At 51.2% G+C, this 22,394-nt stretch carries 15 protein-coding genes; 13 read left to right on the top strand and 2 right to left on the bottom strand.

What is annotated here, in order from left to right:
- Positions 1-563: 563 nt before the first annotated feature.
- Together NLX71_RS24185 and NLX71_RS24190 are read right to left on the bottom strand one after the other, a co-directional pair.
- The gene (locus NLX71_RS24185; protein ID WP_254366348.1) at positions 564-2,213 is read right to left on the bottom strand and encodes a hypothetical protein; all 1,650 of its coding nucleotides are present in this window, start codon (positions 2,211-2,213) and stop codon (positions 564-566) included.
- 158 nt (positions 2,214-2,371) lie between these two features.
- Positions 2,372-2,740, bottom strand: coding sequence for a hypothetical protein (locus NLX71_RS24190; RefSeq protein WP_254366349.1), 369 nt, complete (start codon positions 2,738-2,740; stop codon positions 2,372-2,374).
- Positions 2,741-3,103: 363 nt separating this feature from the next.
- Here NLX71_RS24190 and NLX71_RS24195 point away from each other — a divergent pair, with 363 nt between their 5' ends.
- From NLX71_RS24195 to NLX71_RS24250, 13 genes are all read left to right on the top strand, one after another.
- Positions 3,104-4,543, top strand: coding sequence for a Wadjet anti-phage system protein JetA family protein (locus NLX71_RS24195; protein ID WP_254366361.1), 1,440 nt, complete (start codon positions 3,104-3,106; stop codon positions 4,541-4,543).
- Positions 4,533-5,141 carry a DUF4194 domain-containing protein gene (locus NLX71_RS24200; RefSeq protein ID WP_254366350.1) on the top strand — a complete coding sequence of 203 codons (609 nt, stop codon included), beginning with the start codon at positions 4,533-4,535 and terminating at the stop codon, positions 5,139-5,141. Before NLX71_RS24195 ends, NLX71_RS24200 begins: the two co-directional genes overlap by 11 nt.
- The gene (locus NLX71_RS24205) at positions 5,110-8,643 is read left to right on the top strand and encodes an ATP-binding protein (RefSeq protein ID WP_254366351.1); all 3,534 of its coding nucleotides are present in this window, start codon (positions 5,110-5,112) and stop codon (positions 8,641-8,643) included. The genes NLX71_RS24200 and NLX71_RS24205 overlap by 32 nt, the downstream gene beginning before the upstream one ends.
- A gap of 27 nt (positions 8,644-8,670) precedes the next feature.
- On the top strand, positions 8,671-9,936 hold the full coding sequence (locus NLX71_RS24210) for a Wadjet anti-phage system protein JetD domain-containing protein (protein ID WP_254366352.1): 1,266 nt from the start codon (positions 8,671-8,673) through the stop codon (positions 9,934-9,936).
- A gap of 288 nt (positions 9,937-10,224) precedes the next feature.
- Complete coding sequence (locus NLX71_RS24215) at positions 10,225-10,857, top strand: hypothetical protein (protein WP_254366353.1); 633 nt, start codon at positions 10,225-10,227, stop codon at positions 10,855-10,857.
- A gap of 3 nt (positions 10,858-10,860) precedes the next feature.
- Entirely contained in the window at positions 10,861-12,342 is a 1,482-nt protein-coding gene (locus tag NLX71_RS24220) for a hypothetical protein (RefSeq protein WP_254366354.1), read from the top strand.
- Between the two features lie 48 nt (positions 12,343-12,390).
- The gene (locus NLX71_RS24225; protein WP_254366355.1) at positions 12,391-13,521 is read left to right on the top strand and encodes a pentapeptide repeat-containing protein; all 1,131 of its coding nucleotides are present in this window, start codon (positions 12,391-12,393) and stop codon (positions 13,519-13,521) included.
- Between the two features lie 27 nt (positions 13,522-13,548).
- Positions 13,549-14,040, top strand: coding sequence for an imm11 family protein (locus NLX71_RS24230; RefSeq protein ID WP_254366356.1), 492 nt, complete (start codon positions 13,549-13,551; stop codon positions 14,038-14,040).
- A 78-nt stretch (positions 14,041-14,118) separates the two neighbouring features.
- Entirely contained in the window at positions 14,119-14,520 is a 402-nt protein-coding gene (locus NLX71_RS24235) for a DUF4280 domain-containing protein (RefSeq protein WP_254366357.1), read from the top strand.
- A gap of 74 nt (positions 14,521-14,594) precedes the next feature.
- Complete coding sequence (locus NLX71_RS24240; protein WP_254366358.1) at positions 14,595-20,189, top strand: DUF6531 domain-containing protein; 5,595 nt, start codon at positions 14,595-14,597, stop codon at positions 20,187-20,189.
- A 61-nt stretch (positions 20,190-20,250) separates the two neighbouring features.
- The gene (locus NLX71_RS24245) at positions 20,251-20,994 is read left to right on the top strand and encodes a hypothetical protein (protein WP_254366359.1); all 744 of its coding nucleotides are present in this window, start codon (positions 20,251-20,253) and stop codon (positions 20,992-20,994) included.
- Between the two features lie 838 nt (positions 20,995-21,832).
- On the top strand, positions 21,833-22,045 hold the full coding sequence (locus NLX71_RS27175; protein ID WP_375377956.1) for an IS3 family transposase: 213 nt from the start codon (positions 21,833-21,835) through the stop codon (positions 22,043-22,045).
- 114 nt (positions 22,046-22,159) lie between these two features.
- Positions 22,160-22,321 (top strand): hypothetical protein, encoded by a 162-nt coding sequence (locus NLX71_RS24250; protein ID WP_254366360.1) that lies wholly within the window; start codon positions 22,160-22,162, stop codon positions 22,319-22,321.
- The last annotated feature ends 73 nt before the right edge of the window (positions 22,322-22,394 follow it).

Genomic DNA, 22,394 nt, shown 5'->3' on the forward strand with positions numbered 1-22,394 from the left:
AATGGCGGGGTACGACATGACCATCTACACCGCGAATCCTGTCGAAATCACAAGCCGCTAAGTCCATACAGACACCGCATGATAATCCGCTGTCGAAAAAGAGAGAATGATGTCGACTTTAGGCAACCATTCTCCCTCCAAGCCCAAAACAGTTTCTCTTGAACCGCATTAACGGTTGTTATTATTCATTTTCATTTACTGACATGCGAAATGCGGGTTTAACAGTCCGAAACTTGATATTTAAATTCATAGACTTCTCACGAGCTATGATAATAACCTCTTGCCGAATTGAAGGATCAGCAATTTCTGTTTCTTTACTTTGGTCCGAAATAATTGACTTATAGACTTGTCGACCAGAAACGAAGAACACTGGACATACACTAATAAAGTCCGTAAACCGGAGATGCGATCCAAGCATACGAAGTCGTCGCCCATGAGACGATTGTATAAGGAAAAATTATTGGATTGAAAAGGGATGTTGCTCGGGGCGGTGGCGGTGTATCTTCCCCTTGGAAAAGCAAGCGGACCTGACGAATACGTGGCCTGCTTGCTTTTCCCGTTCGTCACCACCATTTATAGCTGTTACGCTCCAGCTTCTTTTGGTCAGCGTTCTTTCTGTGATCACGTTTTCCGAAAAATTCGTCTTCCCGGGCGATCGTTGGGTCATACCAGTCTGCCTTGGCTTTTGCCCATTCAATCCATTCCATTGGCGTGGGATCAAGGTTTCCAGATGCCTCAACTGCGGCAATGTAACGTCTTATTTTGCAGGCGATATCGTAGTCCTCCGATAGATTTTCCAACATCAGAGTTTGGTCGACTTCTTCATTTACACGCTGACGGTGTTCCTCTTTTCGACGTTCCTCTTCCTTACGTTTGCGTTCGGCTGCTTCTCGGGCCTCGCGCTCTTGCCGGAGTATATCGGAAGCCTCGTAAAACGAAATCATGAGGTCGCCAAGGCGGTCTTCAACGACATATGATTTACAATCGCGGAAGCTTTTTGAGCTATTAACCGAAACGGTAATTCGGCCATTGTAAACATAGTCGTACTTTCTGATTTTTGGCTTTGACGCCCATGAATGGCGGCGCTTGTCTTCTTCATACTTTAGTAACTGCACATTTTCTTCTTTCGTAGGAATATGCTTAATTTCGTCCTGTGCTTCTGTCACAGAAACAGATACCGTTTCCCCATTGACAATAAATTTTAGATCGCTGGTTAGCGAACATTCGAGCGGTTCCATGGCTTTGATTAGCGCATCAAAGATATGCAACACCCTGGGCAAGGCTTCATTGGAGATCGTGTCGGCAAGAAAGAGAGTAGAATCCATGCCTCTCCGATTGCAACCTCTTGCTTCTTGCTCCTTTTGTTTTTTCTTCCATTCCATGACTGCTTTTCGGTGGGCTACAATTGTCGGATGCATTTTGGCGTTCTCATCGGGCAGCCTGATTTGCGTTGCAATGGAGAGAACGACACTCCTATCTTCTTCATTCAGAAAGCTGAGTGTCTCTTTCTCAAGCGGTGGAGTGTAATCCGTTCCGGTTCTTACACCTGATTTTTTGGTAGGCTTGTTGCTTATAGGAAGCGGTATGCGGGTCACTGCTTTGCCTGCTCGAAGCTTGGCCCAATATCCAACTGGAGGCGTGGGGATATCCAACGACTGACACACCTTGCGGATTGCGACATCCGAGACAGCATATCGTTTGGCTATTTCGGTTACTGGGGCCAGCCATACTTCGTTGTATAAGAGCTCACGGTCATAAATATTGTAGGTTTGTCCGGATTGCTCATACGTTTCTGGTAGGTCAATTGTTTGAGATACTTCGCTGTTCGAAGGGAAGGCCGCCTGCTCCTCCACTGGTAATGCAGGAGTTTCGAGTGCTGGTGATGCTTCTGCGATTCCTGCTCCCATCTCGGCTCTACCGAAACTCTCAATAGTTAAGCTTTGCAGCTTCTTTTTACGAGCAGAAGGGAGGGTTCCGGAAATCAAAATAATTTCGTCTGCCGGCTCCGGTAATGCAAGTTTGGTTACAGGCTTGTTAAAATTGAGCTTTGTCCAGTATCCAGACGGAGGAATCGGAATGCCCGCGTCTTTAATTTGTTTCATAAGGCGGTTATAAGGGAGATTGTATTTTTTGGCTACTCCAGCGACAGATAATTCCCAGATTTCATCGTATAATTGCTTGCGCGTCATTTCAATATCCGAATACTCGGGCATAGCGCTTTCCTCCTCTCCTTCACTCGACGAGTTTACTTCAACGATGGGAACAAGTGCAGGCTCAAAACTAATTGTTTGCTCTGCCTGAACGACATGTTGATCCGCTTCAATATCATCATTAAAGCCAATTGCAGTGTTTTCTCCCTGCAGTGCGTGATTTACCCGCGGTGCAAGGATTGCGTTGAATTGTTTGATCCCTCCAATCCCTCGTTTTCGCTTAATAGAAAAACCAGGTCCCGTTTCATCTCTTCGAATTGATTAATGATCGTGTTCAAGTTTTTTTCAATATTCTCGACCTGAATCGCATTGATCTTTCCGTGATTATAGGCAATAAGCCGTTCCGGTACGATGGTATAAGACCAACTTTCCCTATATCGATCTTCATTACGAATTGCAAAACCAATAGGCAACAAGTCGTTTCTCATGCCGAGTGTCAGCATGTTTGGGGATATACCCAGGTAATCCGCTGCGATTTTAATGGTAATTTTGGACATGCTTCTGACCTCTTCATCCGAATACTTCGCCATACGTTTCACCTCCTTTATTAGGGCGTATTTCCTCCAGATTTAATATCGCTGGTTTCATCTTTATCATACTACATACCAGTGTGCCGGGCAGTTGTTTTTCAGTGTTCAAGCAGTGTTATCAAAGCAAATGTTCCACATAGAAAATCATATATTCAGACAAAAAAATCATATGGCTGTAAAGAACGTAAGGATTTAATTATGATGTCATCCCCATCCTTAGGCAACATGAGATAGAAGGATACAATGCCATTACTGTCGAAATTTATATAAATGCGTCGATGATTGGAGATGGCATAAGACAGGGTATTAAAAAGCCTGTCGGCGCAAGGAGATTCTATACTAATGAGGGAATGTGTGACGAGTATGAAATTGTTCGACATTATTCCGGATCGACTGTTTTCGCTGCTTGCGGGCTCTAATAAGCAAATCTATGCTGAGGCGCTGTTATTGCTGTACGATCAGGCGCAGATTGAGCGGTTCGGCATTCGCTTCAATGTCATGCGGGATTTGCTGCAGGAGATGCTCGATACCCGGCGCGAATTGGGTGAGGATATTGCTGTGTTGGATACGGAAGACGAGGCGAGTGGGCGCGGTGACGATTTGAGACAGATCAATATGGAAGACCTCACGAGAGCCCAAGCGAATGCAATGTTGCGGCGACTGGAAGAGCGGAAGTGGATCGATGTGGAGAACCGAGCTCAATTCGAACGTTTCATTGTATTGCCCCACTATGCCAGTCGGCTGATTGGTGTGTTAAAAGAGCTATGCGAAGCGAGGACGGTTGAGTACCAGCGATTTGCATTTTTGGTCTACCAATCGCTGACCGGAGAAGGAGCTCGGCTGCAGCCATGCTCGGCCGTTATGAGTGCGGCGGAAGTAAGTGGACAGTTTCGACAGGAGCTTGTGGCGCTATACAATAATATGAAGCACTTGATGGAACAGGTTGTTCAGAAGACGTCAATACAGGATGTGCTAGACCATCATTTTGATCATTATAAAACGCAAATTATTGACAAGAGTTATCACCGGCTGAAGACGTCCGATCATGTTGCCCGCTATCGGATGCAAATTCTGAATACAGTACAGCAATGGCTGCTGGATCGGGAGCAATTGGAGGAGGCTGCGCGCGACGGGGTGAAGAGCGGATTGTACGCTGCGGTAGACGAGGCAGAGAAGGCAGTGAAGCAGGCCCTCTTTTTCGTTGAAGAAACGTTTAACGGCCTGGATGAATTGTTTTACCAAATAGATGTGCGGCACAATCAATATTTGCGTTCCTCTTATGATCGCGCTCGCTATTTGAGTCAGCAGAATGAAGGAATCGATCAGCAGCTTGCGCGTTTAATTGAACGGCTGAACAAAGAGTTATCGATTGACGGGACGGAGTCGTTGTTTGCGCTGCGCCAGACCCGCGCTCTGTCTGAACAATCCTTACTCCCGCCGCGGCGCAAGCGGGCGCCTCATCAACCTGATGTGCATGTAGCGGTGGACATGCCCGATCATCTACTGGAGGAATTGCGAACCAAAAACCTGGAACGAATGCGCAAGGCGATCACCCGCAAGAAGGTCGATGATTACGTAGCGAGTCGTTTAGGTGAGCGGGCAGAGATGGAGATGGCGGAGCTCGTGCCCGAGAATGCTGAGCAGTTTATAATGCTAGGCTATATTTATTTGTATGGGTCAGACGGAGGCTCGAGTTTCCGAATTCAACGAAGTGATGGCCGCAATATTCTAATTATTGGCGGATATCGTTTCGATAATCATACGATTGTCAAGAAGAAAGGGGGACGAAAAGATGATGTTTGACGAATTGAGCGAATCCGAGCAAGCCAAGGTGCGTCATGTATTGAATCGGCTATTTGAGGTCAATCTGCTGGTAAGAGACAAGGATCGTGAAGCGTATGCCGTCATTCGGCGTCATAGTCAGGCACTTGAAGCGTACTTTCGATTTCTCGGCTGGGAACTGACAGTTGATGAACGACATGAATGCGTCTTTCTTCACCTTCCGGACGGACGGCTCCGCAGGCGTATGGATAAGGAACAGACCCTGTGGCTGCTTGTGCTGCGGCTGTTGTATGAGGAGAAGCGACAAGGTTTGTCGTTAGCCGATTATCCGATGGTGACGTTGCATGAAATCCGCAGCAAGTTTGAGACGTTTCGGATTGAATGGGTGGGACGGACAGCGCTGGACAAGCTTATTCGGTTGTGTGCACAGTTTCAGTTGCTCGAAGCGATGGATGAGGATCATCGTGCAGACGATGCCCGATTCAAACTGTACCATACCTGGATGTATGTTGTTCAGGCCGACGAGATCGCTCAACTTACGGAAAGACTGGAACGCTACGATGCCGCAGAGGAAGGGGGACTGCTGGATGAAATGGATGAAACGGCTCCGGTTGATTAACTGGCACTACTTCAAAGATGTGACTATGGAATTTGGCCGACAGACGCTAATTACAGGGCAGAATGCCGCCGGTAAATCGACGATTATTGACGCCCTCCAAGTGCTGTTTGTGGTCGATCAGCGGCTTATCCGCTTCAACGCTGCCGCCCATGACGAGGCAAAGCGCAGCTTTGAGAATTACTTGATGGGCAAGATCGGCAGCGATGAACGCTCCTACGTGCGGGACGGGGATTTTACGACCTACATTATTGCCGAGTTTCGCGACGAGGACAAGAAGGAATCGTTTGTTATCGGCGCGGCCATTGATGTGTACCGCGATCGTTCGTATGAGGAAGAGTATTTTATATTGGCTGCATGCAAGTTGGATCAGCTTGACTTTGTCAATGCGCAAAGCCAGTTGCTGAATCGGGAAGCGTTCAAACGACGATATGGAGCCGGTGTTGGGACTGGTTTTGGAGAAGGAGAACTGCGGCCTGGTGTGAGGCAGAGTTCAAGGGGCCGGGCTCTGTTCGAGCGTAACAAGTCCAACTATCAGAAGGCGTTGTTGGCACGTTTGGGTCAACTACAGGATCGATTTTTCCATATTTTCACCAAAGCACTGTCGTTTAAGCCGATTCGAAATATCCGGGCGTTCGTTTACGACTACATCCTGGACAAGCGCGAGTTGCAGTTGGATTTGATGAAGCAGAATTTCGAGATTCACGAGCGCTACAGGCAGGAGCTCGAACTGCTGCAGAAGCGCAAATTGCAGTTGAAGGGCATTCGCGATGGCTATCAGGATTATGCTCGGCTCAAAGAAACAATCAAAGAGCAGGACTATGTTATTCGGAAATTAAAGCTATTGTATGAAACAGAGAATCTCGAGCAACAGGAGCGTTTGAAGCATCAAGCGGAGGAGAAGTTGGCACGTTTGCAGGAAAGTGCTGGATTGGCGGAGCGTAAGTTGGACGAGGCGCGTGAACAGTCGCAGCTTGCCTACCAGCGCTGGCAGAATCATGCGGCTGAACGACGTAAGCAGGAGCTGGAGGTGGAAATCCGCGAGCTTCTGCAGAAACGTGCGGAACTGGAGAAACTGTTGTCCGTATACTGCACCAGGCTTGATCGGGAGAGACAATTGCTGGAGAGCTTCTCGGCCTGGCCGGCCGGCGAATACTGGTCGTGGGAAACAGGAGAGCGGGAGCAGATTGGACAATATGCGGAGCATCTGGCGGGATTGCTGGCGATTGTAGAGAAAGGCAATGCAGAAGAATTGGATGAAGAAACATGGGCAGCGAGGCTTGCTGCAATCGGTGAAGCCCGGTCCGGCTGGTACGACCGGCTGTTGATTGGCGAAGCTCGCTTACTGGAAGCGTTGAAGGTGGCGGAGGAGCAGGCGGCCGAACTGGAGGGCATTATCCGCGATCTAGAGCAGAAGCGGCGCAGCTACGCGGAGCCGGTCAGACAGTTGAAGGCGTTACTGGAGGAACGGTTAAAGGGACGCTCTGCGGTCTGGATTTTTTGTGAAGAAGCAGAACTTGTTGACGAGAGCTGGCGGGATGCGCTGGAAGGCTACCTGAATACGCAACGATTCGATCTGTTGGTGGAGCCGGAATGTTTCGCGGAGGCGCTAGGCATCTATGAACGCGAAAAATGGACACGTAAGCTCGAAGGCGTTGGTCTGGTCGATACCGACAAAGAACGAAAATATTTAGGCACGGCGGAGCCGGGTTCGCTGGCCCATGAGCTTATTGCCGAGCATCCGGTCGTTCGGGCTCGTGCCGAGCATCTGCTTGGCAGGGTGATGAAGGCCAAGGACGAGCAGGAGTTGCGGCGGCATCGTACTGGCGTTACGCGTAGTTGCATGGTATACAACAATCTTGTGGCCAGACAAATCTCGAAAAAGTACTATGAAATTCCTTATATCGGGACAAAGGCGATCGCACGCCAGTTGGAGATTCGCAAGGCGGAGCTTCAGGAGGCGAAGGAACGAATTTCCAGACTACGGAAGTTGGCGGGCGGCTTCAGAGAGTGGACAGACCGACTCCGGGACAAGGACGCTGTGTATAACGGCTTATCCTCTCATCTCGCTTTGCCGCGAGAGCTGGAAGCTTACATGTGTCGTCTGGAACAAGCACGACTAGAACGGGAAGGACTCAATCTGGCGGAAGCCGAACGCCTAAAGGCTGAGTACGAGCGTTGGCGCGAGGCGGAGAAGCAATGGACGGACAGATGGGGAGGTCTGCTGCAGGAGAAAGGTACGGCCGAGGCTGAGTGCAATCAACTTGCGGGCGCTTTGCTCATTCACCAGAACAAAGTGCGCGATGCTGAATTCATCCTTCAGCAATGGGTCGGTGAGTATGGTGTTGAGAGTGAGCAGCGAGCCAAGCAGCGCTATGAGGAAGCGGAGCGGCAAACTGCAGCAAGCACGTGGCAAAAGCTGCAGAACTGGGAGCGAAGCTGGAAGGGACAGCAGACGCTGCGCGACGATCAATTCCGCACTGTTGCTCAGCTCAGGCAAAAGTACAATGTTGATCATGCCTTCAGCGGTGATGCGAACGATTCCGAGAATGATGCCTATGACCGTCTGCTCGATACAATCGAGCATCTTAACATTCCGGAATATCAGCAGAAGGTCGCGGAGGCGCTTGTGGAATCCGAGGAGGAGTTCAAGTCGCACTTCGTATTCAAGCTGCGGGAAGCAATTGAGATGGCGCGGCGAGAGTTCCAGCAATTGAACTATGCGCTGCGCAACTTCCCCTTTTCCGACGATAAGTACCACTTCGAGGTTTCGCCGAGCGAACGGTACAAGAAGTTTTATGAGGCAGTTATGGACCCGCTTTTGATGGAGAAAGGTCCTCTGTTTGACCTGCCGGAGAACGATCGGACGGCAGTACTGCATGAATTGTTCGAAATGCTGGTACGTGGAGAAGCTGGACAGATGGAGGAGTATGCGGATTACCGGCAATACCTGGACTTTGACATCATGGTTTCTTCGGGCAGCGGGGGGCACTACCGGTTCTCGCAAGTGCTTAAAGAGAAATCCGGCGGCGAGACACAGACTCCCTTCTATATTGCCATCTTGGCGTCGTTTCATCATTTGTATTCAAACAAAAGCTCACGTCTGGTTGTCTTCGATGAAGCGTTCAACAAAATGGACGAACAGCGTATTCAATCCAGTTTGCGGCTCATCAAGCAGATGGGGCTACAACTGGTCGCCGCTGTTCCGGACGAGAAGATGCAGCACATGGCGCCAGAAGTAACGACCACCCTGTTCGTCAGTAAGCACGACTACCAGTGCTTTGTTGATATGATTGACCGCTGGGTCCCAGACGAAGCAGAATTAGAGGAAAACAAGGCGGCAACGAGCCCTACCTTTCATAGTCTTGAAGCAAGCGAAAAGTCGGTAGACCTCAAGCAGGCTAAGTTTCCCGATGCAGACTTATCCCCGTCCAAGTTCGGGAAAAGCGTGGAGAACACTCTGTTCGAAGGTGAACGCGACGGAGGGCAAGGCACCTTGTTTTAAATCGGTAGCAGGAGGTAAGACTTGCGTATGGAAGTAGACGAAATAGGGTTTAAGCAGAAATTTGGCAGGGATCTGCTGACCCTGCTTTTGGACAAATACGAGCAAAGCCAGTCATTTGCCACAGGGACTCCCGGCAAAGTGCGTCCCCAACTTGTCATCGGGAAAAGTCCTTTTGTTCGGGATTACAACGACGAGATGGACTTTCGAAAGCGCCATTGGATGAATGAAACGCTGCTCGAACTAGAGCGGCTCGATGTTGTTGAACTTGCAAGGGCTAAATATCGTCCAGACGAAATAGAGAAAGTATATTTGCAATGGGACGCTGTGGAGGAGGCTTATCGGATATCCGGTCGGACTCCTTTGCGCGCCAAACTGGAGCAGATGCGGACTTTTCTGGTCCCGCTGAGCGATCATCCGTGGCGTTGGGTTCAGGAGTGGCGGAAGGAGGCGGACGACGCGCTTGCGCAAGGCAAGACCGCCCGCCTCGACCCGGATGACGCACAAGGGACGGCTGATCTCGTCCGCGCGTTGAACGAGTTGCCGCTCCTCGGGGGGCGCGCAGTTCCAATCCGCATCTTTAGCCAGCAGTTGTTCCGGGATACGAAGCATCTGGAGCGTCAGACGCTCAAACGGCTGATTGCGCTAGCGAAGCAGGCTTCCGGCGAGCAGCGGGAGACAGAGGAAGAATGGCTGGATTGGCTTGGCCTGACCCGCAATCCTCAGAGTGTCTCTTTATGCGGCCCACTTGTCTTTAGAACCCGCGACGGCAAGCAGGCTGACACCGACGCATTTCCGGGCGGTCTTGGGCTTTCTGGTGAGACGATTGATGCAATGACGCATATCTTTATGCCTGCTCGTTACATTCTTACCATCGAAAATTGGACAAGCTACCATCAGTATCTGGAGCAGCCTTCGGTTCGCGCTGGCGAAGTTCTTGTCATCTATACAGGAGGGTACCCTCATCGTGTCCTGCAAAGTTTTCTCGGAAAACTGAGCCAAGTAATAAGTGAAGCGGCGAACCCGCCAGAACTGCTCCATTGGGGTGATATCGACCTCGGCGGAATCCGCATTTTTGAGTGGCTTCGAACCAGCTATTTTCCCGAGCTTCAACCTTACCGGATGGGAGTGGACATACTGCTTCAGTACGAAGCGCAAGCAGCGCCTGTTAGTGAAGAGTATGCCAGCCAGCTACGACATGCGCTGAACGATTCACGCTACGCGGATTGGTTCCCGGTGCTGGAAATTATGTTAGAGCGACGGGTTCGTCTGGAGCAGGAGTGCATCGTAGAATGAGAGACGGATGTTATACAAACTTGAAGTGGGGTTACTGCTACTTCGTTGGACGGAGTTTTTATCGTTCTAAGTAAGAGTCAGTAGATAGGTTGCCAACAGTCTTTGTTTTGCCTACCACCAGCGGCTCAAAATTGTGAGTATTAACACACTTATGAAAAAATACTAAAAATATCTAAAAATCTCAACCGTTCTATCCGATATACAATGAAAAGTGTAATCTGGAACGAATTTGCAGAAAAATCAAAGATTCCGCGCATCATGGAGACGGAACGAAAGGCAGGCTGAACGATGGGGCATATGGACGAGCAGTGGCTTGAGCTGATAGGCAAGCAGGAGCAGGAAGAACGGCAGAAGGCGCTGAAGGCGGCATTGGCGGCGGAGAACGTCAGCCGGGCGATTCAAGCGGGCGAGCTTGTGCTGGGCGTCGAGACGATCACGTTTTCCAGAACGGAAGTGATCCCCGGGCAAGTGTTCATGTTTGTACCGGATTCCTTCGAGCCTATGCCGGAGGATTATGCCAAGATCAAATATCCGGCTGACCGTCGGCCGAAGCTGATCTATACCGACCCGACGCTGGAGATTAACCTGACGGTCAATCCGACGGCCAACCGGATGGTGAACGACGAAATGGACACGTTCGTCAAGGATCTCAGCTTCATGATCCGGCGGATGCAGCCGAATGCCAAGTGGATCGGCGAAGGCGTCCGCGAGGTCGGCGGCCACAAGATGGGCTTTTATGAATTTTCCGTGCCGGTGCTGGACGGGGTCATGTATAACGGCATCTTTTTCATTGAGCTGGATGGAAAAGGCGTCTTTTTTGGCTTGAACTGCATGGAGAAGTATACGGAGCAGTGGCGCCCGATCGCCCACGGCATCATGGACGCCCTGCAAATCAATCCGAAGCGGGAAGGAGAGGAATAAAGGGTGGCAGAACGGTCTTATGTGACTTATCAGGATCTGGAAGTTACGCCTTTTACGTTCGAATCGATTCAAGAACTGGCGATCGTTAAGCAAATCAACGAGCATGCCATGCTTCGCTTGACAGGCATCGTCCCGGAAGAGCTGAAAGCCAGCTACATGGAAATGAATCATGCCCGGACGAATATCGCCGTTACCCAAAAGACCGAGCAGGGCGGGAAAATCCACCTGTTTCAAGGCATGATTATGAGCATGCAAATCCATCAGGTGCGGGACGTTTACCAGCTGGAGCTGGAAGCCGTGTCACTGTCGTATCAGTTCGATGTGACGCGCAAGGACCGTACATTTCAGGACGCGGGAATGGCCTATTCGCAGCTGGTGGACAAGGTCGTGCAGGACTATGACGGCGCGGACGTGATGGATGCGGCCTCGAACGGCGCTGCGATCGGCCGTGTTGTTTTGCAGTACCGGGAGACGGACTGGGAATTGTTGAAACGGTTAGCTTCCCACTTCCACACCGGGCTAGTGCCTGCCGTCGCCTTCGATACCCCGAGAGTCCATTTCGGCGTGCCGGACCTCGGCTTCAAAGGGGAAGTGAACGCTTATCATTACCGCGTGCACAAACGGATGGAGCTGTACCAGCAGTCGGTGCAGGGGCTGATACCGGAGTTAAGCGAGAGCGATTGTATCTTTTATGAAGTGGAAACTGATCAAGTATTCGAGATCGGGATGGAAGTGACGTTTGACCGGCAGCGGCTCGTCGTTTACGAAGTCCGGGTGAGTATGCTTGACGGACTTCTGAAATATAAGTACCTGTTGACCACGCGTCCGGGTCTGAGCGTGCGGAAGCAGTACAACATGGCCATCGTCGGGGCGTCGCTGCAAGGGAAAGTGATTGCGGTCGCCAAAGACAAAATCAAGGCGCATTTAAACATCGATCCGGCGCAGGACGCAGGCAAAGCGATCTGGTTCCCTTACTCGACGATCTATGCTTCCGAGGACAATGCCGGATGGTATTTCATGCCCGAGAACGGAGACGATGTGCGCATTTATTTTCCGACGCACAAGGAAGAGGAGGCAATTGCGATCAGCTCCGTGCCGAAGCCGAAGCCCGAGGCGGGCGCTGCAGGAGGCGGTGGAGCGGCAGCAGGAGGCGGAGCGTCAGGGGCGTCCGGCGGGGGCGGAAGCGATCCGATGGAAGACCCGAGCATCAAGACGATCAAAACCAAGAACGGTAAAATGATCGTGCTCGCGCCCGACCACATTCTCATCACGGGCAACGGCGTGTCGATCACGCTCAGCGATGCGGACGGCATCTCGATTGTCAGCAGCAAAAACGTGACGGTGAAGGCGACCGAGGAAGTGACGATGACCTCGAAAAAAATAACGATCTCTGCTCAGGAAAAAATCGAGTTAACCTGCAAGGCCAGCTCCGTCGTGCTGGGAGACCGCGTCGATGTGAAAGGTACCCAGGTTCATAACAACTAACGAAGCGCACGGTTGCGCGAACGGACAAACGCCGGGGAGGAGAAACGATTGCAGCAGGAACCGTTAGAACGATGGCTGACGCAGGAGGTTGCGCCGCTGAAGGAGGCTTTGATCAAGCGTATGGGCACGGAGGTCCGGGAACAAGCCGAAGCCCGCATTCGGGAGTGGATCGAGCCGTTCCGCAAGCTGTGCCTCCGTATCCATGAGATGCAAGAGGCCGGCAACAAGCGTCCGATTGCCTATATCCACGTCTCTTATTTGCGCTCGTGGCTTGGACAAGGAAAGCTCGTGTGCAGTCTGGAAGCGTACGACGATACTTGGTATTTGGACCGGGCTGCTTGCATGGAGCTGCACGATCTGCCATGGCTATATGATCATTTGGAAAGGTACCGGAGAAAAATAGATGAGGCGCGAAAAAGCTACGTCGCCGATATTTTGCCGCTGGAAAGCGACCGCGTTTGGATGGAAGACGTGTCCATCATCGGACATTATGTCGTCAGCCTCGTCCGGGCGGCCGCTTCGCATATTGTGGAGCTGCCGGAGTTTCAACGAATCCAGCGGACCGATACGTTCCGCATTCGCGCGGGCGAGTACCTCGATCTGAGCGAGGACGTATGGGTGGAAGTGCGCGAGGAAAAGGATGCAGCGGCGATCCGAGCTTCGGTGGAGCGGCGGGACGGCACGCTACACCGCTATCAGGACTGGCGCGAACTCGATTTGAGCGGCGGCCGCTACGAAGGGGCCGATGTGGCTTACAGCCATCTGACCGGCTCGAATTTGACGGGAAGCCGCTTGAATAAAAGTGTCTGCTTGGGGGTCGATTTCAGCGGCAGCTGCATGCGGGACGTCGATCTGAGCCAAAGCGTGCTGTATGACGCCAACTTCGGCCATTGCGACCTGCAGGGGGCGAATTTTCAGGAAGCTGTCGGCGGTGATCCGCTTATTCATGAAGGGCAGGTCATGGGCACCTTCGGAGTCAGCTTTGCCGGAGCGAATCTGCAAGGGGTGAACCTGATGTTTGCGGACTTGAAGCATGCGGATTTTCGCGGGGCTGATTTGCGGGGAGCCAAGATCATCCTGCTGGAGGCGGCTAAATTCACGCTTAGCGAGGAGCAGAAGCGGCAGGTGCGCTGGATGGAGGAAGACGAAACGGGGCGGTTGGTTGAGGTTCGGAGCTAGACCGATGCCGGGGAGGACAGAACGGGCATGTACTATTTTCGTTTGCAGCAGGACAAGCGGTTCATCGACGGCTTAAGGCTGGAGCAAGTCAGCCGGGATATGGAGATTAAGGAGCGGAACATCGTATTTGTGAAAGAGGACGGGGACAAGCCGGTTTACCTCGACTTCATCGACCATCCGCGCCGGCTCATATCGGATCGGCTGAAAGCGCTGCTTGAAAAATACGACGACCGGCTGCGGTTTCAATCGGCTATCGTGACCGGACGCAGCACACAGCGTCAAGACGTTTACTGGTTTATGGAGCTGGGCGAGCTGGATTGTTTGTCCGGGAAGACGCAGGTGGACGCCGGCGGGACTTGCCGACGCTTGGTGCTGGAGGCCCCGAAAGTGCGGCGGGAGCGCATTTTTCGCGTGGCGGGCTTGCAGGAAGATGTGCTGATCGTCCGGCTGGACATCGCGGAAAGCTTGCTCCGACGGGCGTTTACGGGGCTTCATTTGACCCCGGTGGAAGTGGATTAGGAGTGCGTTGCAAAAGCAAAGCCTTGTAACGCTTTCGAAGTCGGCTTTGCTAAAGCAAAGCCCGGAGGAGGGAAACAAATGCCTAGTGTCAGATCGTTCATAAAGCCCGCGGGGCCTGCCGTTGAAGCAGCGGCGGGGCAGGAAGCCAGCTATGTCGTAAGGGGAGCGATGCTGGAGTGTGAGTGCGGCAGCAATCCGAATCTGCTCAATCTGCCGACGTGTCATGGCGCATATATTCAAGGGCAGCCGCTCATGAATGTCGGGGACAGCAAACCCGTCGTTAATATTCCGGCGACCTTCGGCGTATGCGAAGCGCTGGATGCGCCATGCGAGCCGCAGGTGAACATGGAGTGGATGAACGGGAAAGCGGACGTGCTCATCGATGGCAAGCCCGTGCTAACTAGCGACTCCTACATCATGTGCATGAAGCATGCGAACGGGGTCATCTATATCGCCGATGACGGGCAGAAGAAAGAATAGCTTCCGTCAGCGGTAATTGGGTTTAATGAGCTTAAGCCATCTTTTACTTCGCAACAGATTTGAGGGGGATGGACGTGTCAAATAACGAATCGGATCGCCTGTCGGGCTTGACCGTGCAGGATCTTGTGCTGAAATGGCCGTACGGAAAGCTGCGGCTTGACGAAATAAAAATGACGCGGTTCCCCGGAGCCCATGCCCGCATGCAGCTCGGGGGCATCATGAGCGAGGAAGACAGCCAAGCCTTGGTGCGGCAAGGCAGCTACCGCGACCCGATCGGCCTGTATGCGGCTCGGGAAGGGCAGCCGGAGGAGCCGCTGTTTCTAGGTCAACTGCATGAAATTCAAGTCGACCGCATCCATGGCGTATACAACGTCCAAGTGGACGTCATCTCGCATACATACCAACTGGACGTGCAGCGCAAAAGCCGCTCCTTCCAGCATGCAGGCATGCTTTATACGGATGTGCTGTCTGAAGTGATCCACGCATATCCGAGTGGGAATTTTCTGGAAACTGATGCCTTCCAGCGCGGAGCTTCGCTCGGCGATCTGGTACTCCAATACGAGGAGACCGACTGGGAGTTTATTCAGCGAATCGCTTCCCATGCGGGCGCGGTGGTGACGCCGGACGTCAGCACCCATGCCCCGCGTCTGTGGATCGGAACGCCGTCGGGCAGGCAGCATGTGAAGCTGGAAGAGGGCGCCTACGGCATCCGGCATGATGTGCAATCGTTTCTGACCGCGGTGGAAACGAAGGTCGAGCGCTTCCAAGAGGAAGATTTTACACGCTTTATCGTCGCAAAAGACCAATGGCTGGGGCTCGGGGCGGAGGTAGAAAGAAACGGCCGTCTGTTTGTCGTTGCAGGCATTCAGGGATCGTTGGTTCACGGCATTTTGCAATTCGAATACTTATGCACCACCCCGGCAGGGCTGCGACAAAACAAGCGGTATAACGAGAACCTGCCGGGTCTGGCGATGGACGGCAAAATTTTGGCCATCGGCGTCAAGAAGGCGAAAGTGCATCTGGATATCGACAAAGACCAGCCGGAGCACGACGCGGTCTGGTTCCCGTACTCGTCGCCAATGAGCCATATTTTTCATGCCATGCCGCCGGTTGGGTCGCGGATCAAGCTGTATTTTCCGACGAACGACGAAGCGGAAGCGATGCTGATCCAATCGGTGCGAACACCGTTTTCCCCGCAAGGTGAAGCAGCGGAAAAGGCGAACAAGAAAATGGCCGATACGACCGTAAAGTCGTTCTCCACGGGCGGAGGCAAGGAATTCGAACTGGGGACGAAAAGTATTTCGTTCACGGCCAAGGAAGGCGCGCTGTTCATCACCATCGGCGAAGAAGAGGGGATCACCCTGCAGAGCGATAAAGACCTCGTGCTGATGGCGGATCTGGAACTATCGTTTAGCGAGCTAAAAACGTTCCGGGCCGAGGCTGAAGAAGAATTGTGGCTCGCAGGCGGCAAAAGCAGCATGATGCTGACCGACATGACCGACGTGATGGGTCAGCAGGTCATGATGACGGGTAGCGAGCGGCAATCGTTCGAGGCGCTCAGCAACCCGGAAGCGGAGCAGGCCAAAAGCGACAAGGAGAAGGACGGCTTTCTGGAAACACTGGGAACGGCGCTGGATGTGCTGAGCATGGTGCCGGGTCTTGGCATCATTGCGGGAGCGGCAAGCGCAGTCGTGAGCATTTGCCGCGGAGACTTTCTCGGCGCGGCCTTATCTATCGGCTCGATGCTGCCAATCGGAGGCGCGGCGTTCGGCGCAGCGAAGCTGGCGGCGAAAGGCGTAGCCAAGGTCACGGCCAAAGCGGCGGCAAAGGCAGGCAGCAAGATGGCCGGGAAGATCGGCCGGGCCGCAGCGAAGAAGGCCGTTCAGTTCGGGAAGAATACGCTGAACAAGGTTCTGACCGGAGCCCGGAAGCTGAAGCAAAAGGCCGAGGAGTTGCGGGAGCTGCTGCAGAAGAAGCTGCAGGATATGCAGCAGAAGCTGGCGGAGAAGGGCAAGGCGTTGCTCCAGAAAGCGCTGGAGAAGTCCGGAGCGAAGAAGGCGCTTACCTGGGTCAATCACGAGGTGCTGACCAAAATTCCAGGCACAAAGGGACTGAAGGACAGGCTCTGTAAATGGGGCTTTGAGCCGGTCGATCTCATCACCGGACGGATGATGAGCGAAGCGACCGACTTCGCATTTCCCGGTCCGCTGCCGCTTCAATGGGATCGGCGCTGGATCAGCGACAGCGGTCATCGGGGGTTACTGGGTCATGGCGTGCATCACAGCCTGGATATGCGGCTGGAGGTGCTGGACGATGGCATCGGCGTGTTGCTCGCGGACGGGCGGGCGGTTTCGTTCGAACGTTTGCATCGGGGCCTGATGGAAACGCGAAACCCGAAGGAACGGATGGTCTTACGCCGGGAAGGAATCGGGTATGCGCTTTTCGAGGAAGACAGCCGACTGACGTATCATTTTGGAAAGCAGATTGGGATGGAAACGAAATTCCGCCTGGAGCGGATCGGGCAGGAATGGGATCATTCCATCGTGCTCTCGTACGATGACCGCGGGTATTTGAAGCAGGTGACGGATAGTGTGGGCCGGAGGCTGGATATTCAGACGGACGAAGCTGGACGGATCACGAAAGTGACTCACGTTTATCGCGGGGAGCAGCGCGAGGTACTGGTGCAGTACCGTTACAACGAGGCGGGGGACCTCATCGAGGTGGCAGATGCATTGAGGCAGACGACCCGCATGTCCTACGAAGGTCACTTGATGCTCAAGAAAACGGACCGTAACGGGTACAGCTTCCACTGGCGTTATGACGGTCCGACCACCGGAGCGCGCTGTGTTCATACGTACGGGGACGACGGGCTGCTGGAAGGGCGCATTGTGTACAACGACGGCTGGAACGAAGTGAGCAACAGTCAAGGGCATACGACGACGTACGAATACACCCCGGAGTATTATTGCACCCGGATCGTCAACCCGCTCGGCGGCGTTGCCCATTATGAGTACAACGAGTTGGGCGAGCTGCTAAGCGAAACGGATGAGGAAGGCCGGGTCACGCGGTATGCGTATGACGAATACGGGCGGATCGTCGAGGAAGTGCAGCCGGATGGAGGTGCATGGAAGTATACGTACCGTGAAGATGGAAGACTGGAGCAGGTGATGGACCCGGAAGGCGGCATCCGGGCATGGCAGTATGATGAGCTGGATCGGGTGAAGGGAGTTGTCGGGCCCGATCAGACGGTGACGCGTTTTGCCTACGATGAGCGGCATCGGATCAGCGAAGTGCATGACCCGAAAGGCGCGGTAACGCGGCTCCTTTACGACGGTCAGGATAACCTGATCGAGGTCACGCTGCCAGACGGGACGAGCGGGAAATGGGCGTATAACCACCGGGGAGAATGCCTGCAAGAGACGAATCCACTGGGAGCGAAGCAAGTGCTGGTCTACGATGCTTTGGGCCGAGTTGTGCGCTCCGAGCTGCCGGATGGCAATGTAATTAAGCTGAAGTATGACGCCTACGACGAAGTGATCCTCGCGGAAGATAACCAGCACCGTGTGGCGTTCGGTTACACCCCGCTTGGTAAGCTGACTTGGCGCGAAGAAAAGGGAAAGCGTGTCAAGTTGACCTACAACAAGGAAGAGGAACTGACCGAAGTCATCAACGAGCGAGGCGAGCGGTATGTGCTTGAGCGCGATGCGAATGGAAGCATCGTTCGCGAAACAGGCTTTGACGGAATTGTACGGCAATACGTGCGAAGCCCCGCGGGTTTGCTACAGAAGGTAGAGCGGCCGGGCGGACGATGGACGGCCTATAGCCATGACGTCATGGGACGCGTAACGCAAGTGGAATACAGCGACGGTCTGGTGGAGACGTTTAGGTATAACCGTGTCGGGGATATACTGGAGACAGCCAATCCTTTTGCGACGGTAAAACTAGATTATGACCGGGCCGGTCGCGTCATGAAGGAATGGCGGGATGCGTACTGGGTAGCAAGCCAATACGATGAAATGGGCAACCGTACGGAAATAAGCAGCAGCCTTGGCGCTCAAGTGACGATGGAGCGCGACATACTGGGGCAAGTTAGTCAGATGCAGGCGCAGCAGCAGCGCGGAGGCGACACAGCTCAAAACGTCGACAAACCGTGGACGGCGCAGATGAAGTACGATGCGCTTGGGCAAGAAATCGAGAGACTGTTGCCGGGCGGCGTAATCAGCAGCTGGCAGTACGATATCGCGGGACGGCCTGAACGGCACTGTGTAAAAGCAGGCGGACGTGAAACGCGCAAACGAAAGTATACGTGGGACGTCAATAACCGTCTAAAGTCCATGCTTAACGAGCTGACAGGCAAGAAAACGCAGTATGGATACGATGATTTCGGAACCTTGATCGGGGCCACGAACGACTTCGGCAAAATCTTCCGTATGGCCGACAATGTAGGAAATTTGTACAGCGACGGACACAAGACGGACCGGACGTACGGAGCCGGCGGGCGGTTGCTGGAGTTTAACGGAACGAAGTATAGCTATGATGAAGAAGGAAATCTCACGGAGAAAATAGATCCGGACGGCACGCATTGGCGTTATGAGTACTATGGCAACAATATGATGAGCAAGGTTGTGCGGCCGGACGGACAGGAAGTAACGTTTACGTATGATAGCCTTGGTCGCAGGATTGAGAAGCATTTTGACGGTGTGGTACACTGTTATGTGTGGGATGGAAACATTATCCTGCATGAGTGGAAAGCGGAGAAGGCACAAGCTGAAAACTATGTAGAATGGGTTGGCGAACAATCGAAGGAGACGCAGCAGCTGAGACAAGTGCTGAATCCTGACGGCTTGATTACATGGATTTTCGAAGACGGAACATTTCATCCGGCAGCAAAGATCATGCCGGAAGGCTCCTTTAGTATCGTAACCGACCACCTGGGTACGCCTGTTGAGATGTACGACGATACAGGGGAAAAGGTATGGTCGTGCGAACTGGACATTTACGGGAAGGTACGGCGGCAGGATCTTTTAGGTGAGCGCAGCGCATGCCCATTCCGGTATCCGGGGCAGTATGAGGACGAGGAGACGGGACTGTACTATAACCGTTTCCGCTATTACTCGCCGCATGAAGGGATGTACACGCAGCAGGACCCGATTGGTTTAGCTGGTGGGTTGCGACTGTATGGTTATATACATGATCCAAATGCTTGGGTTGATGTTTTTGGGCTTAAAGGGGCTAATAGCCAAAAGTGTGCTCCTGCAGACGGAACGGATACGGATGAGCTAACGAGTTTCTTTAAGGATCTTTATAAGAATAATATAAGTAAAGATGGAAAGAAGATAATGTCGAAAACCACAAAAAAAGGGGTTGTTAAGGAAGAGTATATATTTAAAAATAAAAATGAAGCTCAGAACTTTGGTAGAAAGTTAGTTGGTCTTGATGCATCTCGAATTTATGATCAGAGCGGAAAATGGATAGGATGGGAAGGAAAAAGAGGCAAGCTTTATTGGGGTCATAACGACTGGGGAAAAGGTGTAGGACTTTCTAATTTTCCACATTTGAATTATGATCTTAACGGAGTCAAAGGTCATTTGTTCCTAAAAGATAAAATAATTAATAGAAAAATGTGGGATGACTTTGTTAGAAGCTTAACCGAAGAGTTGAAAAAATAATTAATAAATTTCTCCTACGCACGTTATGTTAATTTATTACGTGTGTAGGAGATTTTGGGGTGTGCTTACATTGAAAATAAACTCATATTTTGTTAAACCATTCGAATTTACTAACAAGGATTGGTTTAAATTAACAAAAATCAATTATTCGCTACTACGGAGAAACTTGTTTAGAGAAAAGAATGGGGAAATTAATACTTATTTCCCTTTAGATTTACTTCCTTCTAACACTAATCTTCTTACGTACTACATTGCTATTTTTGAGCATGATGAGAATAGTTATGATTCAGATTATGAAATGGGATTTAATAATTTCGATTCTAGTTATGAACATGACTTAGTGTATGATCATTTTGCTCAATTCGATGAATTATATTGTATAGTTTCTCATCTAGAGGGAAAGCGTTCTGCTTCGGACTATTCGTTGTTTAATAATAAGACTCCAAATTTTATCGAAAAGAACTATAATATTTTACATAAAGGAAAGGGAGAGGTAACTGAATACATAGTTAAAATAAATCATAAAATAGAGCTACTTGAATTAGATAAATTTATAACAGCTTATTGTATATGTCCACATGATTCAAAGATTACAACTAATCAAGATCGGCTAACGCCTTTGGAAGACATTGGTAAAATAATTAACTACACCCATCAGTTCAAGTTGGTTATACCTCGTGCAAAAATTTATGCAAACCATAATCTTGTTATTTATAGCCAATGCAACTTAACAAGCAAAATTGTATCTTGTATTGAAAGTTTCTGCAACTTATACCAAATTGAATATAACAATTATAAGCTATAAATCATGTTGTAGATTTAGGAACACAATCTTCTTCGGTATATTCTAAGAGATTAACTACCAAGTAAGGTGACAGCTGGACAAAGAAGGGATTAAGAAATATATGGATTTATTCAAAGTCACTAGTACGCCGTCAATACTAAAATAGTGGTCAGCCGCGGCTTCGATGTATGGAAATGCGTCGTTCATACCTCACAGATTAAGCTTTGAAAGCGTACTAGCATTGCATTAAAATCGTTTGGATAAGTTGTCGAATTATTCAGAACAACGATTCAAGTCGCATCGCCAAAAGGTCGATTTTTATCATAGCACCCTTGCCTCCTTTGATCGTACGGATTTGCTTACAGGTCCGGGCCCTTCCCTCCTCGCGCGTTTTGCTGCACGCGAATCGTCGGTATTACGGCCCGATCCGCCACCCTGGCACCTGCCTGTCCCATTTCCCGATCGCGGTTATAGGGACGGCCTCCTCGATGAGATTTCTTCACCGGGTGCCGAGGGCTTCTCCAGTTTCCACAACCTCTTTCCCTCCATATCGCCACTAATACCCCGCCGGTGAGAACTGCCGTTTCAGACGCTTTCGGTCAGTTCTTGCTGCTTTCGCGCGTTATCGACCGTCTCAGCCACCGGATTTTCGTGTAACGAGGCTACGTCTGCGTTCACTGTACGTTACAACCTGGAGTTTTGCCGACGTTCCTGAAGAACGTTTTGTCAGAGGGCTTCGCCGGTTCACTCTCGTTCCGCGGCGCCTCTCAGGCTACGGGAGTTTCGTCTTTTCTCCCGGTCGGACTTTCAACGACAAGATGTTGTGTCCTTAGCTGGACACGCCAATCACCCACCGTTCATGGTAGAATCTGTCCAATTTCATCGGCATTCAGATCAAAGCGATTGTTTGAAATGGCGACAGGGTTGCCCTCGGAATCTACCGTGTGAATCAAACGCAGCACGTTTTGAGTATATCGAAGTGTTCTACAATAATGAACGCATTCATTCGTCAATTCAATATTGTACGCCAAGTGATTTCGAACACCATTATTACGTTAATGCGGCAAAGTGATAAATTTTGTGTCTACTATCTTAGACAGAGGTCCAGAGTATTAAGTTTGGGACTTGGTTCTAGCAAAGAAGGACTTGAGATATTTAATAAAAGTATTTTATCTTGGAGAGAAATATGAAAAATAATGAGTTAGAAAAATTAATAGAGATTTATAGTTCCGCGATAAGCGTTGCGGGGGGAAATTCTGATTACAACGAAGTGCAAAAAAAGTTGGGGGAATTTGGTCAGAAAATGAAATTATTGGACCATGATAAAGTTGAGGAAGAAATAATGTAACTATTCAGGTACACATTCAACACAAATAGGGGGTGCGAAGCACCCCGGCAGGAATCGAAAATGAATTATTGTA

The sequence above is a fragment of the Paenibacillus sp. MZ04-78.2 genome (assembly GCF_024213375.1).
Lineage (GTDB): Bacteria > Bacillota > Bacilli > Paenibacillales > NBRC-103111 > Paenibacillus_G.